Annotated in this window: 16 protein-coding genes and 2 pseudogenes; 4 read left to right on the top strand and 14 right to left on the bottom strand. The window is 36.4% G+C overall.

The features are described from left to right. Window positions 1-390: 390 nt before the first annotated feature. The 9 genes and pseudogenes from BN1066_RS07215 to BN1066_RS07255 all read right to left on the bottom strand — a co-directional run bounded on the left by BN1066_RS07215 (window position 391) and on the right by BN1066_RS07255 (window position 13,398). Window positions 391-2,172, bottom strand: a complete 1,782-nt coding sequence (locus BN1066_RS07215; protein ID WP_077318761.1) for a prealbumin-like fold domain-containing protein — start codon at window positions 2,170-2,172, stop codon at window positions 391-393. Between the two features lie 532 nt (window positions 2,173-2,704). Beyond that, window positions 2,705-4,714 carry a methyl-accepting chemotaxis protein gene (locus tag BN1066_RS07220; protein ID WP_077318762.1) on the bottom strand — a complete coding sequence of 670 codons (2,010 nt, stop codon included), beginning with the start codon at window positions 4,712-4,714 and terminating at the stop codon, window positions 2,705-2,707. A gap of 192 nt (window positions 4,715-4,906) precedes the next feature. Then, window positions 4,907-5,374: an arginine repressor gene (locus tag BN1066_RS07225; protein ID WP_179104313.1), complete on the bottom strand. Its 468-nt coding sequence runs from the start codon at window positions 5,372-5,374 to the stop codon at window positions 4,907-4,909. Window positions 5,375-5,466: 92 nt separating this feature from the next. Next, on the bottom strand, window positions 5,467-6,411 hold the full coding sequence (gene arcC, locus BN1066_RS07230) for a carbamate kinase (protein ID WP_077318764.1): 945 nt from the start codon (window positions 6,409-6,411) through the stop codon (window positions 5,467-5,469). Between the two features lie 304 nt (window positions 6,412-6,715). Next, entirely contained in the window at window positions 6,716-8,143 is a 1,428-nt protein-coding gene (gene arcD / locus BN1066_RS07235) for an arginine-ornithine antiporter (RefSeq protein WP_077318765.1), read from the bottom strand. A gap of 1 nt (window position 8,144) precedes the next feature. Beyond that, window positions 8,145-9,206, bottom strand: a complete 1,062-nt coding sequence (gene argF / locus BN1066_RS07240) for an ornithine carbamoyltransferase (protein ID WP_077318766.1) — start codon at window positions 9,204-9,206, stop codon at window positions 8,145-8,147. A gap of 90 nt (window positions 9,207-9,296) precedes the next feature. Further along, on the bottom strand, window positions 9,297-10,526 hold the full coding sequence (gene arcA, locus BN1066_RS07245; protein WP_077318767.1) for an arginine deiminase: 1,230 nt from the start codon (window positions 10,524-10,526) through the stop codon (window positions 9,297-9,299). Window positions 10,527-10,743: 217 nt separating this feature from the next. Then, window positions 10,744-11,979: pseudogene (gene argS, locus BN1066_RS07250) on the bottom strand (arginine--tRNA ligase); the annotation flags it as partial. A 741-nt stretch (window positions 11,980-12,720) separates the two neighbouring features. Further along, entirely contained in the window at window positions 12,721-13,398 is a 678-nt protein-coding gene (locus tag BN1066_RS07255) for a Crp/Fnr family transcriptional regulator (RefSeq protein ID WP_245799725.1), read from the bottom strand. Between the two features lie 763 nt (window positions 13,399-14,161). Between BN1066_RS07255 and BN1066_RS07260 the strand changes: the two genes are divergently transcribed. After that, entirely contained in the window at window positions 14,162-14,473 is a 312-nt protein-coding gene (locus BN1066_RS07260) for a helix-turn-helix domain-containing protein (RefSeq protein WP_281250256.1), read from the top strand. A gap of 377 nt (window positions 14,474-14,850) precedes the next feature. Here BN1066_RS07260 and BN1066_RS07265 read toward each other — a convergent pair whose 3' ends face one another. Further along, entirely contained in the window at window positions 14,851-15,474 is a 624-nt protein-coding gene (locus BN1066_RS07265; RefSeq protein ID WP_077318769.1) for a fumarylacetoacetate hydrolase family protein, read from the bottom strand. A gap of 295 nt (window positions 15,475-15,769) precedes the next feature. On the opposite strand from BN1066_RS07265, the gene BN1066_RS07270 reads away from it, so the two are divergent. Next, a complete protein-coding gene (locus BN1066_RS07270; RefSeq protein WP_077318770.1) occupies window positions 15,770-16,654 on the top strand; it encodes a fructose bisphosphate aldolase in 885 nt (294 codons plus the stop codon). 474 nt (window positions 16,655-17,128) lie between these two features. On the opposite strand, the gene ygjK is transcribed toward BN1066_RS07270, so the two are convergent. Next, window positions 17,129-19,474 carry an alpha-glucosidase gene (gene ygjK / locus BN1066_RS07275; protein WP_077318771.1) on the bottom strand — a complete coding sequence of 782 codons (2,346 nt, stop codon included), beginning with the start codon at window positions 19,472-19,474 and terminating at the stop codon, window positions 17,129-17,131. Between the two features lie 760 nt (window positions 19,475-20,234). After that, window positions 20,235-21,032: an undecaprenyl-diphosphate phosphatase gene (gene bacA / locus BN1066_RS07280; RefSeq protein ID WP_077318772.1), complete on the bottom strand. Its 798-nt coding sequence runs from the start codon at window positions 21,030-21,032 to the stop codon at window positions 20,235-20,237. Window positions 21,033-21,523: 491 nt separating this feature from the next. Between bacA and BN1066_RS07285 the strand changes: the two genes are divergently transcribed. Together BN1066_RS07285 and BN1066_RS07290 are read left to right on the top strand one after the other, a co-directional pair. After that, window positions 21,524-21,862: a nucleotide pyrophosphohydrolase gene (locus BN1066_RS07285; RefSeq protein ID WP_077318773.1), complete on the top strand. Its 339-nt coding sequence runs from the start codon at window positions 21,524-21,526 to the stop codon at window positions 21,860-21,862. Between the two features lie 321 nt (window positions 21,863-22,183). After that, window positions 22,184-23,311 (top strand): annotated as a pseudogene (locus BN1066_RS07290) (aminotransferase class V-fold PLP-dependent enzyme). 284 nt (window positions 23,312-23,595) lie between these two features. On the opposite strand, the gene sipW reads toward BN1066_RS07290, so the two are convergent. Further along, window positions 23,596-24,162, bottom strand: coding sequence for a signal peptidase I SipW (gene sipW / locus BN1066_RS07295; protein WP_077318774.1), 567 nt, complete (start codon window positions 24,160-24,162; stop codon window positions 23,596-23,598). A 27-nt stretch (window positions 24,163-24,189) separates the two neighbouring features. After that, window positions 24,190-24,648 (bottom strand): SipW-dependent-type signal peptide-containing protein, encoded by a 459-nt coding sequence (locus tag BN1066_RS07300; RefSeq protein WP_077318775.1) that lies wholly within the window; start codon window positions 24,646-24,648, stop codon window positions 24,190-24,192. Between the last annotated feature and the right edge of the window lie 270 nt (window positions 24,649-24,918).

The following is a 24,918-nucleotide window of genomic DNA, read 5'->3' on the forward strand; positions in this document are numbered from 1 at the left end:
TACTGAATGTTAGTACCACAAGGGTATGACCTAAAGGCCCTTGAACCAATCGGGCATTTAGGTGCCGTTTTTTGCCACTTAGACTCTTTTGTATCAATTCAGGACTTGAAGTGGGAAACTTACGGCACCTTACATGCGGGATAAAGTGAAACTTCATTCCGTGGAATGCTTTTTACACGGAATGTTAATTGAACCAATCGGGCATTTAGGTGCCGTTTTCTCCCACTTTGACCCTTTGTATCAACTAAAGGCTCTTGAAGTGGGAAACTTACGGCACCTTACATGCGGGATAAACCCTAAAATTTTATACTTTCCTATAGTACTAGGACGATTTATGGTTCGTTTTTTAATCAGCTCCTTTTAGTTATGTCCCAGCCTCTTTAAGAAGTTTTATGCTTCTTTCTTCTTTTTGCGTTTAGATATGAATATAATCATACCAGCAAACGCAATAAACAATGTTCCTAATAAAATTGGTAAAGCTCCTGAAGTATCACCCGTTTTCGGTAGGACTTCAACTTCTTTTTCGTTCTCCATTTTAACTTTATCAGCTTGGCCATCTTTGGTGACTGTTTCAGCGGTCTTATCGCCTTTCGTGTTGAAAAGACCGGCTTTTACACCATTAAGCTTTTTGCCATCAGAGCCAACTTTTAAGCCTGCGGCAGCTCCCTTAATGCGCTTATTCTCAATCTCCACTTTAACGACTTGGCCATCCTTGGTGATCTCGATAGGGTACTCTTTATTGCTTACGACATAGCCATCAACACTTGCGATCTCTTTTACAACAGCCTTACCGTAGTCAACGTTAGTGAAGCTGAACTTTCCGCCATCTTTGGTGACTGTTTCAGCGGTCTTATCACCTTTCGTGTTGAAAAGACCGACTTTTACACCATCAAGCTTTTTACCATCAGAGCCAACTTTTAAACCTGCGACAGCTCCCTTAATGCGCTTATTCTCAATCTCCACTCTAACAACTTGGCCATCTTTGGTGATCTCAATAGGGTACTCTTTATTGCTTACGACATAGCCATCAACGCCTGCGATCTCTTTTACAACAGCCTTACCGTAGTCAACATTAGTGAAGCTGAACTTTCCGCCATCTTTGGTGACTGTTTCAGCGATCTTATCACCTTTCGTGTTGAAAAGACCGACTTTTACACCATCAAGCTTTTTGCTATCAGAGCCAACTTTTAGACCTTCGATAGAACCCTTCATTTCTTGAAGGTTTGCTTTAATTTCAGCATTTTTACTATGCTTCGCATGCTCATAATCATATCCAGTAACAGATTGATACTGTTTATTGGTTGTTATCCATTTGATAGGTACTGGATATTCTAACTTGAAATTAGCATTTGCCTTTAGCTCAACAGATAAAGCGTTACCATCAATATGATTACTAGGTAATTTAAGCTTGAACTTTTGATTCGGCTCCACATTCTTTAAATGCTTACCATTTTCATTTACAATACTTACTTTAGAATTATTAACAGATACGTTTAAATCTTTTAATGTACCTGTACTATCAGCCTTTACACTTGTTAAACCTGTATAATAGTTACCATCTTGGCCTTGCGTAAACGTAAGATCATTAGTAGTAAAAGCTAGGCTAGATTCTAAAGAAGGCTTAGCTGGCTTTTTTGAATTCTTAGCCATATCAGCAAGCTTATTGATATTATCAGCTATGGCAGTATCTTTTCTATGCCCCATGTCGAAACCTTCTAATTCAGATTTGTTTAATTTATCTATTTGACCTAATACTAAGCGAATAGCATTTTGAGCGATAAAATACTTTTTGTATGTATCACCTGTCATTTGACTTTTACCATTATTTTTGCCATGAAAGGCTTCTACAATGTACTGGACATGATGACTTAGCTCTCCGCCTTTAGTGTACTTGATTTTTTCCGTTGGCACATCTTTGTCAAATTCCAAACATAAAACTGGGTTACCTTGTGAATCTACCATATAGTCAACACGAATTGCGCCATCTGTTTTTCCAATTTTTCGAAAATAACTGTAATCCTTTCCGCCCTCTTTAATTTTAACGTATAGGACATTGTTATCTTCCGTTGTATCGGCGCTTACGCTATTTGGAGAAAACAGAACATTAGGCACTATATTAATCAACATAATTAATATAGCTACAATCGACAAAGGACGTTTAATAGTTTTCACAGATAAAATCTCTCCCTCATTATTTAGTTGTTGGTAATACTTTTAACTAATGCACCCTCAATAAATATTTGTTTAATATTAATCCCAAAACAAAAAACTATCTTACTATGACGTCTAATGAATTAATATTAAATCCTATTCTACCAATATTTTACCATAAATATATAAATACACAAATATATTATTATATTAATATATTATTTAATTATTATATTTATAGACGATTTTATTTAGGCTATAATTTAGCTATGGGTTGGATTGCGAATTGGTTTCTCACGAGTCCCCAAAAAAGAGGAGAAGCAAAATGATATAATCCCCTTATAGGTAGACAGAAAAAAGAAAACATATTAATCTGTCTACTATGGAGGGGATTTTATCCGGGAAAAATCAATAAGACATATGATGTGACATTCAAGAAGAAAGCAGTAGATCGTTATTTAAAAGATGGCATGAGGTATGATAGAGTCGCTCCAGGAATTGGGTATTTCTAGTTCATGATTGTTCGCTGAGTTAAACACTATGAGGCTAAAAATTAGAATTTAAACTTCGTGATTAATTGATGAAGATCATCTGCTAATTGTTCCAGCCGCTCAGAGCTATGAACGACTTCTTCCATAGAAGTGCTTGTTTGCTCTGTTGTTGCCGATACTTCCTCGACTCCAGCAGCCGCCTCCTGTGAAATAGATGCTACTTCTTCGATAGATCGATTCATGGCTTGACCAGCTTCAGTAATATCATGTAAATGGCTGGACATGACGATAATATGATTTGCCATTTCCGAGATTGCTTCTTTTATGTGCCCAAACGTCTGTAATGTTGTTTGGATGTGACTGGTTCCTTCTTCAACCTCGTGATAACCCGTTTGCAATGAATCTGTGACTTTGACAGATTCGCTCTGAATACTTGTGACAATCTCTGTAATATCTGTCAGTGACATATCTACTTCTTCTGCTAGCTTCCTAATTTCATCAGCTACTACGGCAAAGCCTTTTCCATGCTCTCTTGCTCGTGCGGCTTCTATCGTAGCATTCAAAGCCAGTAAGTTGGTTTGGTCTGAAATGCGATGAATCATTGCAATTAATTCACTAATCCGTTTAGCATGTTCATCCAAACCTGCTACTTTTTCGACAGCATCATGTACAATCGAATAAATGGTATCCATTTGTGCAGTAGATTCCTGCATTCGCTTGCTTCCATCTTTAGTTAAATCCTGAACTATTTTTGAATTGGCTTCCACAGCTATACCTTTTTCATACGCATCCTTTATTTTGGTCATAAAATGAGACATACCATTTGCTAGATCATTCGTGCTATGGGCTTGATTTTCCGAACCAGCTGCAAGCTCTTGCACGGTTGTTGCCACCTGCTCTGTACCAGAGTTAACTTCATTGGCAAACTGTGTTAATTCTTCACTTTGACTACTAACTGTTTCCGAAGCTGTCTGAATACGACTAAGTAAATCTTGCATATTCTCACTCATTTTATTAGATGCGATGATAAGCTGCCCCGTTTCATCCTGCAAATCAGTAGATAATGGCGGGTTACTTAGGTCGCCGTCGGCAATTTTATTCATCCGCTGCATAACCAACTGAATGGGTTTCGTAATTCTTGATGTAATGAATAGTGAAAAAATAATACCAATACCAATAACGATGACTAATGCAATAACAATTGGCCAAATAATGGATTGTGCTTTTTTCGCAAACTCAGCTTTATCGACTGTACCGCCTATCAACCAATTTGTAGTAGTATTTTTCACAAAACTCATGATTTTCTCTTCGTCGTTTAACTGATACTCCACTGATCCTTTCTTTCCCAGCCGGTTTAACTTACCGAATAGCTCGTCATTAGCGGCCTTTCCAATTTTGCCTTTATCTGAATGAGCAATATAGTTGCCTGCTTCATCTAATACAACTGCATAACCAGTTTCACCGATTTCCATGGTCTGGACCATATCCATCAATGTATTAATAGTAACATCTACGGCAAAAACTCCTTTTAATTCATTTTTTTTATAATAAGCACGTGCGGCAGTTAAAACTATTTCTCCTGTTCCTTCATCGATGTAGGGACTGGTCCAAATCGTTTCTCCGCTTGCTGCTACTGCCTCCTTATACCAAGGCCGCTCTTTTGGATTATAATCTTCATCTAAATCAGCTGTCGGATCAATCATGTCACCCGTTTTTTCATCAACAGCATAGATAAACGTCATTGCCGAATTTGCATCTTTTGTTTCCTGCATACGTTCTAACAATTCATCCCGGTTTTTCGATTTATAATCCAATACTAACTGACTCGATGTATATTGATTAAGAATCGTATCAGTATTAGCAAAAAACATGTCAAATGTATCGCTCATATTTGACATTTGACTTTCAGCACTCTTTGTCAGCTCATTAACCATCATTTTAATTGTAAAATTATAACTGATAATAGCTACTATTCCACCAGCAAAGAGTATTAAGAAAATAAATGGAACTAAAATTTTTGTTTTTAGTGTTTTCCCTCTAAACAAACCACTATATTTTTGCTTGACATCCATGTTGTACTCCCCTTCCTTAAAAGTTCAACTAATCCTATCAGTAATGTTCAAAAAGAAGATAAAAATGTGATAGCTTCTACAATCGTACTATCCTGAGAATCCGATTATTCGCTGTGGCGTTTTCCTTGTCTTGAGATAGATATGCTTGCTGAAAAACCCGATATGTTATTTTTACCTTTTTTGAGCAACCTTTTAAGCTTTATTCCATATGGAAATACATCTCCTTTTCATATCTTCTGCTTCCTTTTCTGTACGACAAAGCAGGAAGCACTGATCATTTCCACTAATAACTCCCTTCACCTCTTTCCAGTTTAGACCCTCCATGAAATAGCCAATCGCTTTTGCATTTCCGGGAATTGTCTTGATCATCACGAAGTAGGCTTTAGCATGAACGGATATAATTGCATCAGCAAATAATGCTTGTAAGCTTTTTATCGGATTTTTCATACAATCCTTTATATTAGCTGATAAAGAATAATAACTTCTTCCATCAGGAAAATGCTTTTTTATAATATGAAGCTCTTTCATATCTCTTACGATCGTAGACAGTGAAACGTCACATCCAGCTTGCTTTAATAACTTCAACAATTCCTTTTGGGTACGAATGGTTTTGGTTAGAACGAGCTCTCGTATCTTTCGTTGACGTACTTGTTTATCCATCATCATTCTCCTCTCAGATACACGAATAGGGAGAATCTATTCATCAAAGGTTACGCAATTGTAGTAGATTCTCCCTCATTTAAACGTGTATTCTATTCGCTTATAATCGTCGTTCCGGCGTTTCCCCGTATCGCTTCTAAAGCCTTATCCAAAGAAGTAATAATGCATTTTCTACCTGGCTTCGATTCAGCAAATGCCATCGCAGCCTCTACTTTTGGTAACATACTACCAGCAGCAAATTGACCTTCCTTTACGAATTCCTTTAACTCTTTCGTCGTTACTTGTTTAAGTGCTCGTTGATTAGGTAAATTGTAATGAACATATACATGTTCCACCTCTGTTAAAATCATGAGTGTGTCTGCATGAATTAATTCCGCTAGCGTTTCTGAGGCAAAGTCCTTATCAATGACCGCTTCCAAGCCAAAAATCTTTTTATTCTTTTGATATACCGGAATACCTCCACCTCCAGTACTGATTACAATGGTACCGTTATCGATTAATGTCTTAATTACCGCATGCTCTAAAATACTTACCGGTTTTGGGGAAGGGACAACTTTTCGAAAGCCTCGTCCAGCATCCTCACAAAATCGTACACCGTCCGCTTCCATTTGTTTTCTTGCTTCCGACTCCAAATAAAAAGGTCCAATTGGTTTGGTTGGATGACGAAAAGCTTCATCGTCAGGATCGACTTCCACTCGGGTTATCATAGCAGTTACTTGCTTGTCCAATCCTGCTTGCTTGAGTTGTTCATCCATTGCATTTTCTAACCAATAGCCAATCATTCCCTGACTCATAGCTCCACACGTATCTAAAGGCATGGCCGGCGTTTTTTCACTATCGGATTCCATTTGTTGTAATAAAATATTGCCAACTTGAGGACCATTCCCGTGCGTAATAGCAATTTGATAGCCTTGTTTAATGATTTGAATTAATTGTTCTGTTGTATGTTTTAATGCTTGTTGTTGTGCCTCAGCTGTTGCAATGCCAGACTGTATCGCATTTCCGCCAAGGGCGATAACCATTCGTTTATTTTTCATCCATCTATCCCTCTTTTCCTAAAATTCAGTTATGAACCCGCATGTAACTGGCAGTAAGACCTTCCCTTCCATGCTACGAGGTGAAACCTAGGAGGAAAAGCGCGATATCCAACTGCAAGTCAAATTGCCCGATTCCGTTCATTCTAACAATCAGTTAGGGATAATGAATCCCCAACTGATTGAAGATTCCATCTATTGTATTTATTCAAAACCCGTGACAGTGTAGTTATGAACAGCATATTTCATACATGAACCGAACAAAACGAGTCAATGAAAATTTGCAGTGTTCTTTTTAAATATTCTTTTAAATACTTATTTTTCCAGTTATCAATCCAACTAATGCTATAACACCTAAGACTACAATGATGAGCATCAAAGTTTTTTCTAATTTGGTGTCCTGTTTTTGAATATTATTTTCTTTTAACGCCCATTTGTATAACAGAATACCAGGTGCATATAACAGCATCGTTAGGAGTAAGTAATCAATTCCAGCAGCGTATACAAGCCAAATTGCATAAATACTCGCAATGAGACCTACTACTTTCTCTCTCTTGCGCTTTTGTTGCGTTTCATACGTTTCTCCTGTTACTGTCAGCTTTACTTGATAAAATGCGGATAGCATATACGGAATCAAAATAGCTGAAGATGCCAGAGAAAATGTAAAGTTATAAGCTGTTTCTGAGAATAATAGCGTAATGAGAAATAATTGTACTAAGCCGTTTGTTAACCATAGGGAATTCACTGGCGCTTTATTTTTATTTTCTTTCGCTAACCATTTCGGAAATACATTATCTTTAGCCGTAACATAAGGTAACTCGGCTGCAAACATCGTCCATCCGAGCCAAGCACCCATAACAGAAATGATAAGCCCAAGATTAATGACAATTGCTCCCCATTTTCCAACAATTGCTTCCATAACATACGCCATAGCGGGGTTAGGCAATGCTGCTAGTTCTTCTCTTGGCATAATTCCTAAGGATAGTAAAGAAATTAAAATGTAAATAAGCAGCACGCTAATCAAACCAATAACCGTTGCTTTTCCTACATCCGAACGATTTTTCGCTCTTCCCGACATTACCACTGCGCCTTCAATACCAATAAATACCCATAGTGTTACCAGCATCGTACTTTTTACTTGTTCAGCAACAGATCCCCAGGAAAATCCTTCCCTTCCCCAAAATTCAAATGTAAATGTATCCCATTTAAATGCAATAATAGCTACAATAATAAACAGGAAAATCGGAATAACTTTCGCAATGGTCGTGACCGTGTTAATAAAAGCTGCAGAACTAATTCCGCGTAATACTAGAAAATGAACCAACCATAAGGCAACAGATGCACCCAGAATACTAGCAACATTTTGTCCACCTTCAAAAACAGGAATGAAGTAGCCAATGGAAGAAAACACCAATGTTGCATAAGCGACATTCCCAAGCCATGCAGATAACCAATATCCCCATGCACTATTAAATCCTAAAAATGTGCCAAAACCAGCTTTCGCATAACTATATATACCACTATCTAATTCTGGTTTTCGTAATGTTAAATTTTGAAAGACAAAGGCAAGCGCGATAATTCCAATCCCCGTTATTATCCAACCGATAATAGCAGCTCCAGCATTCGCTCCAAGCGCAATATCCCCTGCTAAGTTAAACGCTCCTCCACCAACCATGGAACCGACTACAAGCGCAATTAGCGTAACTAGACCTAACTTTTTATCGTCTTCACCCATTTCATTCACCTTCTTTTAAAAGTGGGGAGAAAAGTCGTTTCCCCTCTTCGCTTTTTACGCTCCCATTTGTTGCAGCCATGACAGCTTTAATCGTATGCAATCTATTTTCGGCTTCCTCAAATACAAATGAGTTTTCACTCTGAAAGACGTCATCCGTTACCTCCATCTCTTTTAGCCCAAATTTTTCGTAAATTTCTCTTCCTACCTCTGTCTCTAAATCATGAAAACTTGGTAAACAATGCAAGAACATAACTTGCTTATTTCCTGTTTTTTCAAGCATTTTCTTATTGACTTGATATGGAGAAAGCAACTCAATCCGCTCTTTAAATTTGTCCTCCTCACCCATGGAAACCCAAACATCTGTATAGATAACATCCGCTCCAGAAACAGCTTCATCCGTATTAGATGTGATGCTTATTTTTCCACCGGATTCTTTAGCCACTTTTTGGGCATAATCAATAACTTCTCGTTTAGGGAACAATACTTCCGGGGAACAAATTCGTACATCCATCCCAACTTTTGCCCCACCAATTAATAAGCTATTGCCCATATTGTTTCTGCCATCGCCAACATAAACGAGCTTAACCCCTTTTAAATGACCAATATTTTCCTTAATGGTTAATAAATCAGCAAGAATTTGCGTTGGATGAAATTGGTTCGTTAAACCATTCCAAACGGGTACACCTGAATATTCAGCTAAACCATTTACGGTTTCCTGTTCAAATCCGCGGAATTCTATGCCGTCAAACATCCTTCCTAATACAATCGCCGTATCGCGAACAGACTCTTTCTTGCCAAATTGAATATCATTTTTTCCTAAATACTCTGGGTGAGCCCCTAAATCAATACAAGCCACTGTAAAAGCACATCGTGTTCTAGTTGATGGTTTTTCAAATAATAAGGCAATATTTTGCCCTTCCATATAGCGATGAGAGATACCGGCTTTTTTCTTCTCTTTTAAATCCGCAGCAAGATCAAGCAAATAATGAATTTCTTCTGCAGTAAAATCTTTTAATGTTAAAAAATGTCTACCTGTTAATTGGTCAGTTAATGTTATAGTCATCATTTCTTCCTCCTCGTAGTTTGATAGAAGAAGCAAGATGTTGCTTCTTCTATCAATATGTTGATCAACTTTTCACATAAAGGTATATAGTTAAATATCTTTTCGAACAAGTGGCATACTCATGCAACGAGGGCCCCCACGGCCTCTAGATAACTCCGAGCTAATGACTTCAATTACCTCAATACCATGTTCACGAAGTAGTTTATTAGACACATAGTTACGGTCATACGTAACAACAACTCCAGGTGCAATGGCCAATGTGTTGGACCCATCATTCCACTGTTCTCTTGGTGCAGCAATAACATCTCCCCCACCACATGGAATTAAGGCAACTTCTTTCAGGCCCAATACCTCTTTTAACGTCTGCATGAGGTTTGTTTTATGCGTAACTTTTACCGTATCTTCTTCTCCTTTTTCGAGGATATAGATATCCATTTCTCCTTTTTTATTCTGAATTTCTGGATGAATGGTAAATTTATCATAATCAACCATGGTAAATACGGTATCTAAATGCATAAATGCTCTTATTTTTGGTATTTCAACAGCAACAATACGTTTAATATCCGTTTGTCTTTTAAAAAGGTTAATTGCTAGTCGTTCAATTGCTTTTGCTGCTGTTCTTGCACTAATTCCGATAGCAATAGTGTCCTTATTCAAGACGAGTTCATCTCCGCCTTCCATTGGATGAGGGTAATCTCGGTTGAGCCAAATTGGAATATCATACGTTGCGTATCTTGGATGATGATGAATGATATAACTCATGAATAAGGATTCTCTTCTCCTGGCTACTTCTCTCATTGTATTAATGGTTAAACCATTACCAATCGTTGCCGCCGGATCTCTCGTAAAATATAGATTTGGCATCGGGTCTAGATAAAATGGATAATGGTCGTGTAATAATTCATACAAGTGCGTCTTTTTCTCTGATGGAATTTCTGATTTTCTTATACCTGCCATTATCTTTTTAACCATTGCTTCTGTATCAAAAGATAGTAGGTAGTCAGCAATTTGTGGGAAGGACCCATTAATGTTTACATTGGATTCATTTAAAATATCTGTTACAAATTGCTTTTTTAAATCTTCGGTATGAAGTGCTTCCGTCAACAAGGTTGTAAGGTACAGCACTTCAACTCCCCGATTTCGTAATGTCTGCGCAAAGTAATCATGTTCTTTTTGAATAATAGGCAGATATGGGATATCATCAAACAGCAAACGTTGCAAATACTCAGGGGTTAAATTTTCTACTTCTTCGCCTGGACGATGCAATAACACCGTCTGTAATTCTCCAATTTCTGACGTAACATGTAATGGATGTTTCATGTGAATAACCTCCTGTAAATGGTAATAATATATCTTTCACTATCTATCTTAGTTTTCTATGCATTATCTTGTTGTGAAACCGATTACATAAATAGCGTGAATTTTAACGCATTACAGCTGGCAAATATAGACAACTCCCACATGAAAAAGCCACACCCCTAATTGTGATTTTATTCACAATTAGGGGTGTGGCTTTTTCCATCACTTATCGAATTACTTACATTTGTTCTGGAGCATGCACACCAATTAGACGGAGCGCATTGTCAATCGTTATTTTAACAGCTTCCAACAATGCCAAACGAGCCTTTGTTAAGGCTAATTGTGTTTCATCCAACACTTTTTCTGCGTTATAGAAACTGTGTAATGCGGAAGCTAAGTCAAAAGCATATTGCGTTATTTTGTGCGGTATTCGTTTCTCTGCTGCATCTAACACAAGCTGTGGAAATTCCCCCAGCATCTTTAATAATTCCTTCTCACTAGAATACTGTAACAGGGAAGCATCGTACTCCGTATAAGAATACCCCGCTACTTTTGCTTTATTTAATAGTGTACAAATCCGTGCATGTGCGTACTGTACATAGTAAACAGGGTTTTCGTTTGATTGTGAACGTGCAAGGTTAATGTCAAAATCTAAATGCGTGTCACAGGAACGTGTATTCATCATATAGCGCATCGCATCTACTCCAACCTCTTCCATTAATTGACGAAGCGTTAACGCCTTCCCGGATCGCTTACTCATTTTCACTCTTTCTCCATCTTCAAATAGGTTCACCATCTGAATAATGGCTGTTTCTAATGTATCTTTTGGATACCCTAACGCTTGAATCGCTGCCTCCATCCGCGGAACATACCCATGGTGATCGGCTCCCCAAACATTAATCAGCTTATCAAAACCCCGCTCCAGCTTATCGTTATGATATGCGATATCCGAAGCTAAGTACGTATAACTGCCATCTGATTTAATGACAACTCTGTCTTTATCGTCCCCATATTTTGTTGTCCGAAACCAGGTTGCGCCGTCTTTTTCGTATATTTCACCGGATTTGCGCATTTTATCCAAAGCCTGATTTACTTTTCCTTCCTTATATAAAGATATTTCCGAAAACCAGTTATCAAATTTGACCCGAAATCGTTGCAAATCGTTTTCAATCTTTTTCAATTCATACTCTAATCCATATTGGCGAAAATACGCTAAACGTTCTTCCTTCGATTGATGGAGCCACGTATCGCCTTCTTCAGTAGCCAATTCTTCCCCTATCTGAATAATATCCTGTCCGTAATAGCCATCTTCCGGCATCTCTGCTTCTAGTCCTAATGCTTGCATAAAACGTGCTTCTACAGACAGAGCTAAATTATGAATTTGATTTCCGGCATCATTAATATAATACTCACGCTCTACCTCATATCCAGCTGCTTCTAATACGTTACAGAGTGCATCCCNAGTGGGATGTCCGAGTCTTTATCCACTAGCTTAACTTTTAGTACTGCTTGCTCCAATTGCTTTTTTATTGCTTTTTCCGTATCTTGAACGATATTCATGTTGTATCCTCCTTTTTAATTAGTTCTATAATTTAAGTTCATTATTTCACATTAGTGGTTTAATAAAAAGTTAAAAAGGGTTAAATGTTGAAAACTCTCTGTAGCATTGTTGGAGAGATGCTGTTTAAGAATTCTTCCATTTTTTACCTTTAAGAGGTTGTTCAAAATATGCACTAAAAATGACACAGCGAATTACTTCGTACGTTAGAAGGATAGATTTTAGCGTTGAAGTTTCATTCAACGTAGGTAAAAATTTTTAGGTTCTAAGTATAAGTGCAACTAGGCTTTCGTCTGCGCTTCGCTTGCTGCTAAGCCAAGTTTTCTTTATTGGCTTATTTCTCCGTTCCTTGGAAAAGGATACCCCCTTTTCCTGCGTGAGAATGTGTTTCGAGGAAAATTCACTAGTGCTCATATATCTGTATAGCATACTCTAGCTACTCGAAACTTCGTCGCCTCGAACTTCTCGATCCTTTTTACCTTTTTTTGAACACGCACTCTAATCTGTTATTTTGAAGGAAAATAAAAAAGTGCCTAAAAGGGTGAAATAACTGGATTGGTGTCACCTTTAGCACAACAGCTTCCCGGCTGCACTTTCTATGGAATATCTAAATGTTTGCGGCATTATTTGAATGACACGCTACAGTTTTATGTTTTTCTAATGCATAAAATAATTGATATCATAAATAACCAACCGTTTGTCTACCATAGACAGAATCCCTTCTCTTTTTAATTCATTATAAATATGTGAGACGGTTTCTCGTGAAGTTCCTGTCAACTTAGCAAGCTCTGTTAATGTCATTGGTAAATCAATAATTATCTTTTTTCCATCATGATACCCAAAATCATGAAGCAAGCACAAGATTGACTGTTCAACCCGATCCCTGACATTGGAAGTGGTCAATGTTAGGAGGCGATTTTCATGATACTCTAATATAGTTGATAAATGATTGATAATTACAAATAAATGTTCCATATTATCCATTGCTTTTTCTTCCAATATTTTCGTGGGTATATAATAGACAACAATACTCGTTAGTGCACATGCTGAATAATGATAAAAATTATCTTTAAAAAAACCGCCATAAGGAAACATACTGTATGGTTTTATATAGTCCACATACAATCTTGTAGCTTCTGTGTTCGATCTTTCTAATTTCACATACCCTTCACTTAAAAAATAGATTCGTTCACGGGGGTCGCCTTCCATAAATAACAATTGATTTTTTTTATATGTTCTTTCAAATAAATAATTCTTTAAATCTTCCAACTCAGCTTCCTTAAAGCGCGACAGGAATTCAAAATTGCCCAAATCCATGGTATCTTTTACTTTCATTTCAAGTCCCTCCCAATATAAAAACATCTAACAAGCATATTTTTAGATAACTTTTATTACCTCCCCGCTGCCACAGTACGTAACAACGTATGTAACCGATTACATAAAAAGTGATCGCTTCTAGCTTTTACTGTTTTATATTCTCAGCAGTATATTAGTTAATTATGGGTCATTTCGATGATTGCATTTTCTATATCCATACTAGAAAATACAAGAAAGTTCATCTTTGGGAATAAAAGGAACCGATACATGAAATAAAGAGTAATCATTACGAAATAATAAATAGTGTTATTATGATTTTAGGTGAAAATGATGCTGAATAGAACTCTAAAAAGCGCTAAAAATACCATATGATTCCACTTAGCACGAACAGCAAAATAAGAAAATTCTGTTATAGAGCAATTCCTAAACATTTAATTAGGAATTTTACTTTATCATATCTGACTTTAGCCTTAATATTTCCTGCTCCTCGTTTCTTTGCAGTAGTTTTAGTAATACAAACTTTTAAACCTGTTTCGCTTTCACAAACGCTATAAATGTCTTTATTAACGACATGTTAAAGAAAATAAATCCTTTATTGTTACGATCTAATATTGGATGATACTTCCTAAAAACTTAAAAAAGCTATGGACTAACCAAAACGTTATCCAGTTTAAACAGGTTCTTTTTTGAATTTGTAAAATTACCATTCCGGTAATCAAGTAATATGATAGCTTTTTTCATTAACAATGTCAAGTTTTAAATTACCATTTTGGTAAAAGAGGTGAATGATTTGAATGATATTGGAAAACGATTAATTGAATTAAGAAAAAAGCAAAATTTAGAACAAAAAGAGGCAGCAAAACTAATAGGAATTTCTAGCGTTAATTTATCCCGTTATGAAAAAGGCAATCGCACACCTAACCCAGAAATGCTAAAAAAGCTAGCTGAATTTTATAATGTAAAGCCATCTTATATCGCCTTTGGCGAAGAAGATTGTCATTTAAAATTTTTATCAGATGTGACAGAAGAAGAAGCAGAATTATTAAAAGCTTACTTAATAAAAATTCGTCAGGCAAGACAACAGAAGGAGTAAACACATTTCAACGTGCTAAGGGTTACTAAATAAAGCATCTCATAACACCTAATAGTAAATTATCTACTCTGTTATGGATAACTACTGGAAAAAAGAGATTCGCCACCTTGAAAAGTCATGGCTCCTAATCAAAGCGCAAATTTATATCAAATCAACATGTGGAAAGGGCGGCTGATTCCCGCCTTTTCGTTTTTATTTCAAAATAATTCAATTGGCTCTCGATAGACTTAAGCATGATAGAAATTCTTTTATTGAAGAGTGCATTAACATGAATTGGTAACACAATAAACGAGAATTTATTTGTTCTCATTTTACATTCACTTGCTTACCGAGATAGTAATTTAAATAACATAGTAACTCATGCTTATAGATAGGCTTCATCTTAATTGCACTACAAAACTCCCTTTCACTTCATCTCCCCATCTCAGTTCATACTTCTTTCTATCAACTATTGGGCCAACTCCTTCTGGTGTTCCCGTGTAAATAATATCACCTTTCTTCAAGCCAAAATTTGCCTGGATATACTCCAGTATCGTCTGAAAATGAAAGATCATCGACGAAATATTCCCTTGTTGAACTACTTTTCCATCACATAGTAGAGAAAAATCACTCTCTGAACAAGCAACTTCTCCTGGAAACTTCCAAAACTCTGTAACCACAGCTGCATTTTTAAATCCTTTGGCTATTAACCATGGGTGTCCTTTCTTTTTCAATTCAGATTGCACATCTCTTAATGTCAAGTCAACTCCCATTGCCATCTTAGTTACTACATCATCTACCTTTACACGATCGGTAACATCTTTACCTATATATAAAACAATCTCTACCTCATGATGAATTTCACCTTGATCAGCCGGGTACTGGACAGTCCGACCATTCGCCTCCACTAAAGAATTCGTTGGCTTGGAGAAGACCAATGGCTTTTTTGGTACTTCATTGCCTAATTCAGCTGCATGATCTGCATAATTACGGCCAATGCAAAAAATATTGTTAATGTTCATATGTATCACCCCATAGGAAGCTTTTTATTGCGTTTATTATATCACACAGCAAAAAGCTCTTATCTGTTTAAATGCCCTGTCTATGTTATGAACATCTAAAAATTCATACAATCTACCATGCGGACAATTGTTGCTTACTTGTGCGTGTTTCAAATAGATTTTTCATGCGCATAACTATAACCTTTCCTTCATTAGTGCTACAATAAAAATGTGAATGTTGCTTCTGTCACTTTCTTATGTATATTTCGTTCTAAGCTGTAGAAGCTAGCACTATTACGGTAAAGGAGTGGAAATCATGCAACAAAGTCAAATGGAAAGAATGAAACACGGGAAAGGGTTTATTGCTGCACTGGATCAAAGTGGAGGCAGTACACCTAAAGCGTTAGCCGCTTATGGCATATCAAAAGATGCGTATCAAAATGAAGCGGAAATGTTCGATTTAGTACATGAAATGCGCACAAGGATTATTACATCACCAGCCTTTGATCCCAAGTATATTTTGGGAGCCATCCTATTTGAACAAACGATGGACCGTGAAATAGAAGGTATGTATACAGGCGATTATTTAGCCGAAAAGAAAGGAATTGTGCCTTTTTTAAAAGTAGACAAAGGACTTGCTGAAGAAGCAAATGGTGTGCATTTAATGAAGCCAATTCCAGACTTAGACGAAACACTAAAACGGGCAAATGAACGTCATATGTTCGGAACCAAAATGCGTTCGGTTATTAAAGAAGCGAATCCTGAAGGTATCCAAGCTGTCGTTCGTCAACAGTTTGAAATCGGGAAACAGATTATAGCAGCTGGTTTGGTTCCTATCATTGAACCAGAAGTAGACATCCATAGCCCGGAAAAAGAAAAATGCGAAGAGCTCTTAAAAACTGAAATACTACGCCACTTAAATCATTTAAGCGAATCAGATAATGTCATGTTAAAATTAACTATTCCTACAGTAGCAAACACATACAAGGAACTAATTGAGCATCCAAATGTGGTACGTGTTGTCGCACTTTCTGGCGGCTATACAAGAGACGAAGCGAATAAAATGCTGAAAGAAAATGAAGGATTAATCGCTAGTTTCTCCAGAGCTTTAAGTCAAGATTTGAATGTCAACCAAACAGATGAAGCGTTTAATGCAGCTTTAAGGAAAGCGGTCGAATCCATTTACGAAGCTTCGATTTAGAAAATTTTACGTAACGATAACCTAAGCTTGTATAGGAAACAAAAGCTAGAAATGCTCGGTTAGCGGCATCTAAACGGGAGAGCTTCTAAAGAAATCACGTGATAAAGGAAACATCGCCTGCAACAGGGGTATGCCGACGCCTGAGTAGCAAGCCCGCTTTTTTGTCTTCCTTTAGATTTGAGCCGATAGTAACTTATCTTGAGGAGTTGGCACAAAGCTTGAGCATTTAAGCTAGACAGACAAAGCTACTTTTCAAAAAAATATCCAACATGTAAAAAACGGATGGCGTTTCCTCAACCAACAAAAATCCCCCTTAAAAGATAGCTTGGACTCTTTTAAGGGGGGTTGTTCAATTTATAGTTTAACTAGAAATCTAGCAGCATTATGATAAGTTAGTATACTGCTTGTTTTTATTGTACTCACCAAGATAGAATTTTACTAGATGTTTACAAAATGAATCCATGAGCATCTTGATTATTTATCAATGGATAGCCCATCCTGAGACGTTGTTTTTTGATCTACTAGGCTATTTTTATACAACAAATAATAAGAAGAAGCTGACCAGCTAAAGTTTTTAGTACTTAATCCCTTTCCAGTTTCAGGATTATAGTTTTCACGAATTGGTCCATCCTCCATTAAACCTTCAGCATGGTTAAATAATTTCTCCGTTAATGTTCTCGCTTCTTTATTGTATCCGTAATTTTGTAGTGCTTCAACTCCAAACAATGCCTGATCCATCCAGACAGGTCCACGCCAATAATGACTAGGACTGTATTTAGGGTTGTCTTTTGAAGCAGTTGGAAATGGCATATACGTATTAAATTTATTTTCATCTACCATGTTTTCAACGACATTTCCAGCTTGGTCTTTATCTGCTAATTTAGCCCATAAAGGAATCCAACCTTCTGTTCCTTTTCCTCTGTTTGTTAGTAATTTCTTCTTCGAGCCGTCTTCATTAATTTGTAAATCATAGAAATAACCGGTTTTTTGGTCGTACATATTCTTGCTTATATAGTTTTTAATGTAGTTCGCTTCTTTCGTAAACTGCTTAGCTTCTCTTGGTTTGTTCAATTCTTCCGCCATTGACTTTAAAAAGGCTTTTTCTGCATATAAATAGGCATTTAAGTCAACCGATTCTTGGTTTATGGAATAACCAATTACCTTATTATCCTTATTTTTATTTTCAAAGACTTGAACACCAACATCATCTTTCCCTACACCTTCTTGATCAAAGCGAGTCGCATTATCCATTCCACTTTCCCAAGCGGCAGCTTCTATTACTGCTTCTGGATTTAATTTAGGGTTACCGTTTTCATCTTTAATGATCTGATAATTCTCATCCCTTTGCCAGTTCGCTTCACTTACTGTACTACCGTATTCGGAAATTCCATTTTGATCATGGTCACGGTTACGATACCACCATTCATGATATTGCTTTAACTTTGGATACATTTCTTTTAAAAACTTCTTATCATTAGTCTGTTCATATACATTCCAAACTGCCCAGGATGCTAGTGGTGGCTTCGAGTTTCTCTCATTCCAGTTTCCACCATCGCCGCCTCGCGCCTGCTCTTTATTATAGAAAATGGCGTCGATAATTGCTCCCTCATCCTGAGGCCTTACATTATCATTCGATTGTATTTGATGGTCAAATAAAGCACGAATATTATTTTTAGCAAGTTCTGGATTAAAGTCAGCTACTGCAACAGCTTGCTTCCAAGAATCCCAGGACCACATACCAATAAACCACTTATAAGACATGGAAGGAACGATTCCATCATGTTTAATAGCGCCGGCAGGACTTCGCCAGTTTGTCATTAGTGTTTCCATCGCTTTTACAGCAGCATGTCGATACTCAAGATTGTTATGATCATTTTTCTCATTAAAGGTGCGATCCAAATATCCTTGCCAACGCTTCTCGTTTTGCTTAAACAGCTTATTCGCCTGCTTGGTGTATTTTTTTAGCTTTCCTTTTTCCTGATTAAATTCTTTGGTTGTAAATGTATAGCTTTCTGTAGTGTATGTTGTAAAGCTTTTATTAGGCTTAATTTTAATCGGTTTATTTAGTCTCGTTTCATACTTATTACCGCTTACAATTGTTTTGACTGGCTGATCATGATAAATATAGTATTTAGCCTGATCCGTAGCAAAATAATTCCAAGTATCTCTTATTTCCGAAAAATTAACTTGTACACCATTTTTAGTTGCTGTTAATGATTGACCTAAATTTAACTTGTTATTTCCATTAGCTAATGTATTCAAAAGCTCTCCTTGCCAGTAAACATCTAAATTCAACGCTTTATTGGTATTATTTTTGAGTTCCGTTTTAATCATAGCAGTGCGGTTAGTGACAAAAATAAGGTTTAAAGTTAAATCAAAATCATCAAGTTGATAGTGTTGCACTAATCGACCTGGATAATACGTAAAGTCAACTGGGTCACTGTTACGCAGATCATATTTTTCACCAGTGTCCCGATTGCTAATTTGAATTTGGTTTATCGTTTTAGCCAAGTTAACAGGATATTCTTCAGCAATGATTACAGGTCCTGCAAATCCTCCATATAATTCTTTCGCATCGTAGCTTGGTAAATAATAGCCATGCCAAGCGCCTAAATCAGAGAAGTTATTAAATTTATTCGTTAAATAACTGCCATATATTTGTTCTGAAGGTTGTGCAGAGATATCTAATGTGTTCTGAAACTCTGTCACTTTAGGGAGATTTGCTTTTGCGTAAACCGGGATACTGCTTCCAAAAATGAAGCATGAAGCTATGGATACAATACCTAGTTTCAATAATTTCCTATTTTTTACTTTTTTCACTTTCTGTTCCTCCTTTTTAAAGTTTGTAAAACTGTAAAACACACCCTTACTTACTCTGGCTTACCAATTACTGTGATGCACTTTTCGACTCGTTTTCAGATGTATTTCTCTCCTAATTTCTTTAATGCCTCCTCTCCGTTTTTTTGTGCCCACTTGTGAATCAACAAGCAAACTTTATGCCAACACCGTATAACAGAACAATGCCTTCGTTTCATAAAAGGAATAAAAAATGTGTGCAATTTCTTTTTGCACACATGAAGCTCATAACTATAGCAAGTTGTTTTGAAGGAAGGAGAATTATTTTGCTTCGGAACAAGAAGGAATATGGTTTAAAAAGACATGAAGCACTATAAAAAAACTGCTCCTTCAAAATCAGGTGATTTCAAAGGAGCTAAAAATAATTCTGTATTTTATAAAAAATCAAGTTCCTCTTGACTAAGACATACTTACTCCTTATGCCTTTCATGATCGAATAGCACTCTATCTACTTATGTGATAAACGAAACATTTTAGTTTAAATGATATTCATCATTTGCTTCGTACTATTTCTGTCTTTATCAGAAAGAGGTTTCTTCAATGGGATGATGGCCAGTATAGGTGGTTCTGGTTTTCTTGGTGGAATGATAGCATGTACGGGTTGATACCTCCATATTACGTGGAAAACGATTTGTTGACGTACCTGTAAAGAAAGCAATTAATCATGCTGATGAATTAATTGGTCAAGCTTTAACAGCTCTATTCTTTTTACATAGGGAAAGCTTTAAAGTAAAACAAATATCGTAAATAAGAAAGCTAACAAAATACGATAATAAGCAAAAGGAGTTAACCCGATTCGTTCCAGCCACTTTAAGAAAGTTACCACAGCAAACAGGGCGACAACAAAAGAAGTTAGAAATCCTACGGTAAACATTGGGAGATCGCTAACACTTAAATGGTTCCAACTTTTTAATAAATCTAAGCTTGTCGCTCCGATCATTACAGGAAGTGCAATTAAAAAGGAGAACTCTGATGCCGTTCGATAGCTTGCCTTTGCTAAAAGTCCACCTGAAATAGTCGATCCTGCTCTTGAAAAGCCGGGATAGACAGCCAAACATTGGAATAATCCAATCATAAACGCTTGCCGATACGTTAGATCGTCTAAAGAGTAGGCAGTGGGGTCAGGCTTTGTTCTCTCTGCATAAATCATTAAAAAGGCTCCGGCTACAAGTCCAATGACCACCGTTTGCGGTTGAAACAAATAGGTTTTAATAATTCCATGTAACAATAGCCCAGCAACGATGGCCGGAAGGACTCCAAGAATAATATGGATTGCATTAAATTTCTTTTCTTTTTTCAAAATCGGTGCAATGTTAAATAAAGAAACAAGACGTTCCTTATATAAAATAGTAATCGCCAGGATAGCCCCGAGTTGAATAACGATCTCAAATGTTTTTGCTTTTTCTCCCTCAAAACCTAGTAAATGCCCTACTAATATAAGATGCCCTGTAGAAGAGATAGGTAAAAATTCAGCTAGCCCTTCTACAACGCCTAAGATAAAAGCTATTAAAATATCAATCAACAAACTCACTCCAAACTAGACTTTAAAACAACTTGATCAAAATCTTGAAATCATTCACATTACTATACTCCAATTTTCAAAAAAACACCATAACATTCATGTAAAATTTGTTTGGAAAAAGGCTTTTATTTTACAGAAAGGAATGAGATATTTTTCTCCTTTATTTATTAAACTATATTTAAGTAAAAACAAACTAGGAACAACATAGAGAAAATGAGCTGGCTTCGTCTCATCGTTTACAAATCCAAAGCATTAAACTACAATAATATTTGTATCCAAACTGCATTATTTTTGTTTATTTATAATAGAAATTAACATAATTATTAATATATTATATATGACCATCTGATAGAATATTATTCAATTTCACTGAACATACGTCAAAAAAAGAGATATAATAGTCCTATTAATAGAAAAGTCGACGAGTATTTGATTAAACAACATTTATTCAAAGTTTGATTTAATACTTATATGGAAAGGACGATAAAAACATGAGTGATATAAGTCAACTAATCGAACAACTAATCGAATTTCGAGATGAACGAGACTGGCGACAGTTTCACAATCCTAAAGACCTAGCCATCTCGCTTTCATTGGAAGCTGCAGAATTGTTGGAAGACTTTCAATGGAAAACAAGTGAGCAGGCAGTAGAAGCTAATTTTGAAAATATAAAAGAGGAACTGGCAGATGTAATGATTTACGCACTCATGTTGAGCCATGATTTAAATCTAGACGTAAAAGAAATCATTCAAGAGAAAATAAAGAAGAATGCTAAAAAATATCCAGTAGAAAAAAGCAAAGGATTAAAGCTAAAGTATAAAGAACTTTAAAGGAATGATAGTTAGCAAAAACGTATTTGCTACAAATTTATTCCATGTATATTACATAAACTCGAGCGCCGTGGATAACGACATGCAGATTGTCATACGTAAATATCGTACATCCACGGCATACTTTTTACAAAAATAGATCATTATAAAGTAAAGTGAAACTGCATTCATGGGCTTTTTCATTTATCCCTTTATGAAGTTAGTAACTAATTGGCATTTAAGGCTATAAATCCTCCACTTAAACATCTTCCTATTCTCTACCCACTTTGAAACAGGAGCCTTATAGTACCTTATGTAAAAGATAAACGAGGAGGAAGGCAGTTGGACCCCTATTCCTATCGTTCGCTATTCCCTATTTTAAAAACCCATACACATTTAGCCAGCTGCTCACAGGGTGCCTTGTCCAAGAATGTTTCAGCTGCGATTGATTAATATCATTATAGCTTATTAGAATTAGGTAAAAATTGGGATCAAGCGATGCATACATTGGAATTAACTAGAGAAAAGTTTGCTAAACTTATTAGTTGTGACAGAGATGAAGTAGCTATCCTTTGTTCGGTATCTGACGCCATATCGGCGATTGCTACTTCTCTTCCTTATAACACAAAGAAAAACAAAATCGTGTTTACCGATATGGTTTTCCCTACTGTTGGTCATATTTGGTCTGCACAAACTCCATTTAAAAATAAGTTTACTATAATTCAATCTTCCAATGGACAAATACCTATTGAGAAATTTGCAGAGGCAGTGACATCAGACACACTAATTACATGTATTCCTCATGTGAATTATTATAATGGTTTGAAGCAAAATATTAGCAATATTGCTGAAATCGTACATGGTAAAGGGTCTCTCTTATTTGTTGATGCTTATCAATCAGCAGGACATATTCCGATTCATGTAAAGGAAATGGATATCGATATACTGGCAGCAGGGATGCGTAAATATATGCTAGGAATTCCTGGTGTTGCTTTTTTGTACATTAAAAAAGAACTTGCCGAAGAGCTACCCCCACGAATAACCGGCTGGCTAGGTCAAACTTCAACCTCCACATTTGATATTTATCAATCCCATTTAGCGACAGGGGCTCGCCACTTTGAAACAGGAACACCTTCATTTATAAGTGTTTATGCCGCTCATGAAGCTTTAAAGCTCCTGCTTGATATAAGAATAGACAAGATAGAGGCATATTTAAGCGAACTGACTTCGTTCATTCTTGACCATAGTCAAGAACAAGGCTTACAGCTTGCAGGACCAGTGTCTACAGATAATCGAACAAGCCTAACCTCTTTTTACGTTAAAGATACTGCCAAAGTACAAGAAGTTTTAAAAAGCAGACAAATTCTTGTTGCGGCTAGAAATGATGTCATCCGCATTGCCCCTCACTTTTATAATCTTAAAGATGAAATAAAGCTAGCAATAAATGAAATTGCTAACTTGACTATTTAGGGCGTGAAAAATAAATTGATTTCAAGCTTCTCTTCGTCCTATGTTAATCTTATTAGAGCACGTACTGCCTTACACCTTTTGAAAAATAGAAAGAAGATCGTGTTAAATGAAAATCTTTTGAACAGCTACGCCAGTGAAAACAAACCAGATATGGATGAAAAGATCGATTTGATTCATGCACAACAACGAAAAGTATTTAAACGTATACTATAAAGGATTAACAAACAACCCACTTTTAAAATGTATACTTCCGTCTTTTTTTCTCTTACGGATAACAGTAAAACTTACTCTACATCTGCTCTCATTCCACCTTTTAATTTATCCAACTGCCTTAATGCGCGCCAGATCATCAAAATGGAAAATAAAAGTAAACACACACCTGCTATGATCAGCATGAGTGCAGCACCTTCTTTGGAACTGGCGAAATTCATGACATAGCCAATATAGGGAATGGTAAGTCCTGTATACGTCCCGACAATATCTTCTGGTACAACCGGCTCCGAATCAGCTGCATTATTTGCATCTCCCTTTGTAATATACTGCTTCCCATTGTCCTTTACTTGCTCAATTCTGTGGGTGACAAAAACATCATCTTCTGTTTTAAATGTAATGACATCACCTTTTTGAAATTCTTGTTTTGCATCTGTATCTTTAATGGCAATAATGGACCCTGTTTTCATCTCTGGCTCCATGGATCCGGAAAGTACTGTCTTCATTTGATAACCGAATAAGCTCACTTCACCACCAGATGCTTTCATCGATATAACAGCAAATAAAGTTACAAGCAGTAAAATAAATAACAGACCCGTGACCATGTTGCTGAACATCTTTAACATACGTTTTCCCTTCATTGTTATTCTCACTCCAATATATAACAGTTATTTTGTTTGCTCGTTCAACTCATTTACAGCGGCATTATCTGTTGTTGTTTGATTTGTTTCTTCTGCTGTCGACTTTTGATGTTTATTTTCCAGCTCATTTGATTGCTTTTTATCGTTGGCTTTATCTCTATTTTTATCTGTTGAACTGTCTTGTGTAATGTCTTCATCTTTCTTTCCCTGTTTATCTGAAGCCGCTTTTCCTTGATCAGCTTCCTGTTTCCTATTTTCTGATTTTGTTTGTTCTTCCACTCTCTTTTGCTCTGTCGTACATTCTTCTTCTTTCTTACAAAATTGCTTTGAAGCAGATACCTTTCCATCAATGCTCTGACTATCCGTGAAATAAGCTGTTGTCGGAGTAGTCCATTGAGAGACCGCCACCAATAACAGGTATCCCATAACAAGTGGAAATAAAAGATATTTTTTGCTTGTCATTTTATATTTTGTCCAGCAACGCATGATTAAATATCCTTTCTGTGGAAACAATCTACAAAACTAGTGCAGAATCTATCAAGTTGGCTGGATTCCCTCCTAACATCTACCATTATCTCAAGTTAAGACATAGACCTTGCTTAGTGATCACTTCTTACAAATATAACTATGTAAATGCCTTCATGCAAACGCTGTAACGATTTGCCTGGTTAGTTTAAGTATCTCCTCACAGTCAATTAATTACTTTATAAATAATAGTGACTAACCTTGTACAGTATTTTTCCAACATATCAACCT

The sequence above is a fragment of the Virgibacillus proomii genome, assembly GCF_900162615.1.
Taxonomy (GTDB): domain Bacteria; phylum Bacillota; class Bacilli; order Bacillales; family Amphibacillaceae; genus Virgibacillus; species Virgibacillus proomii.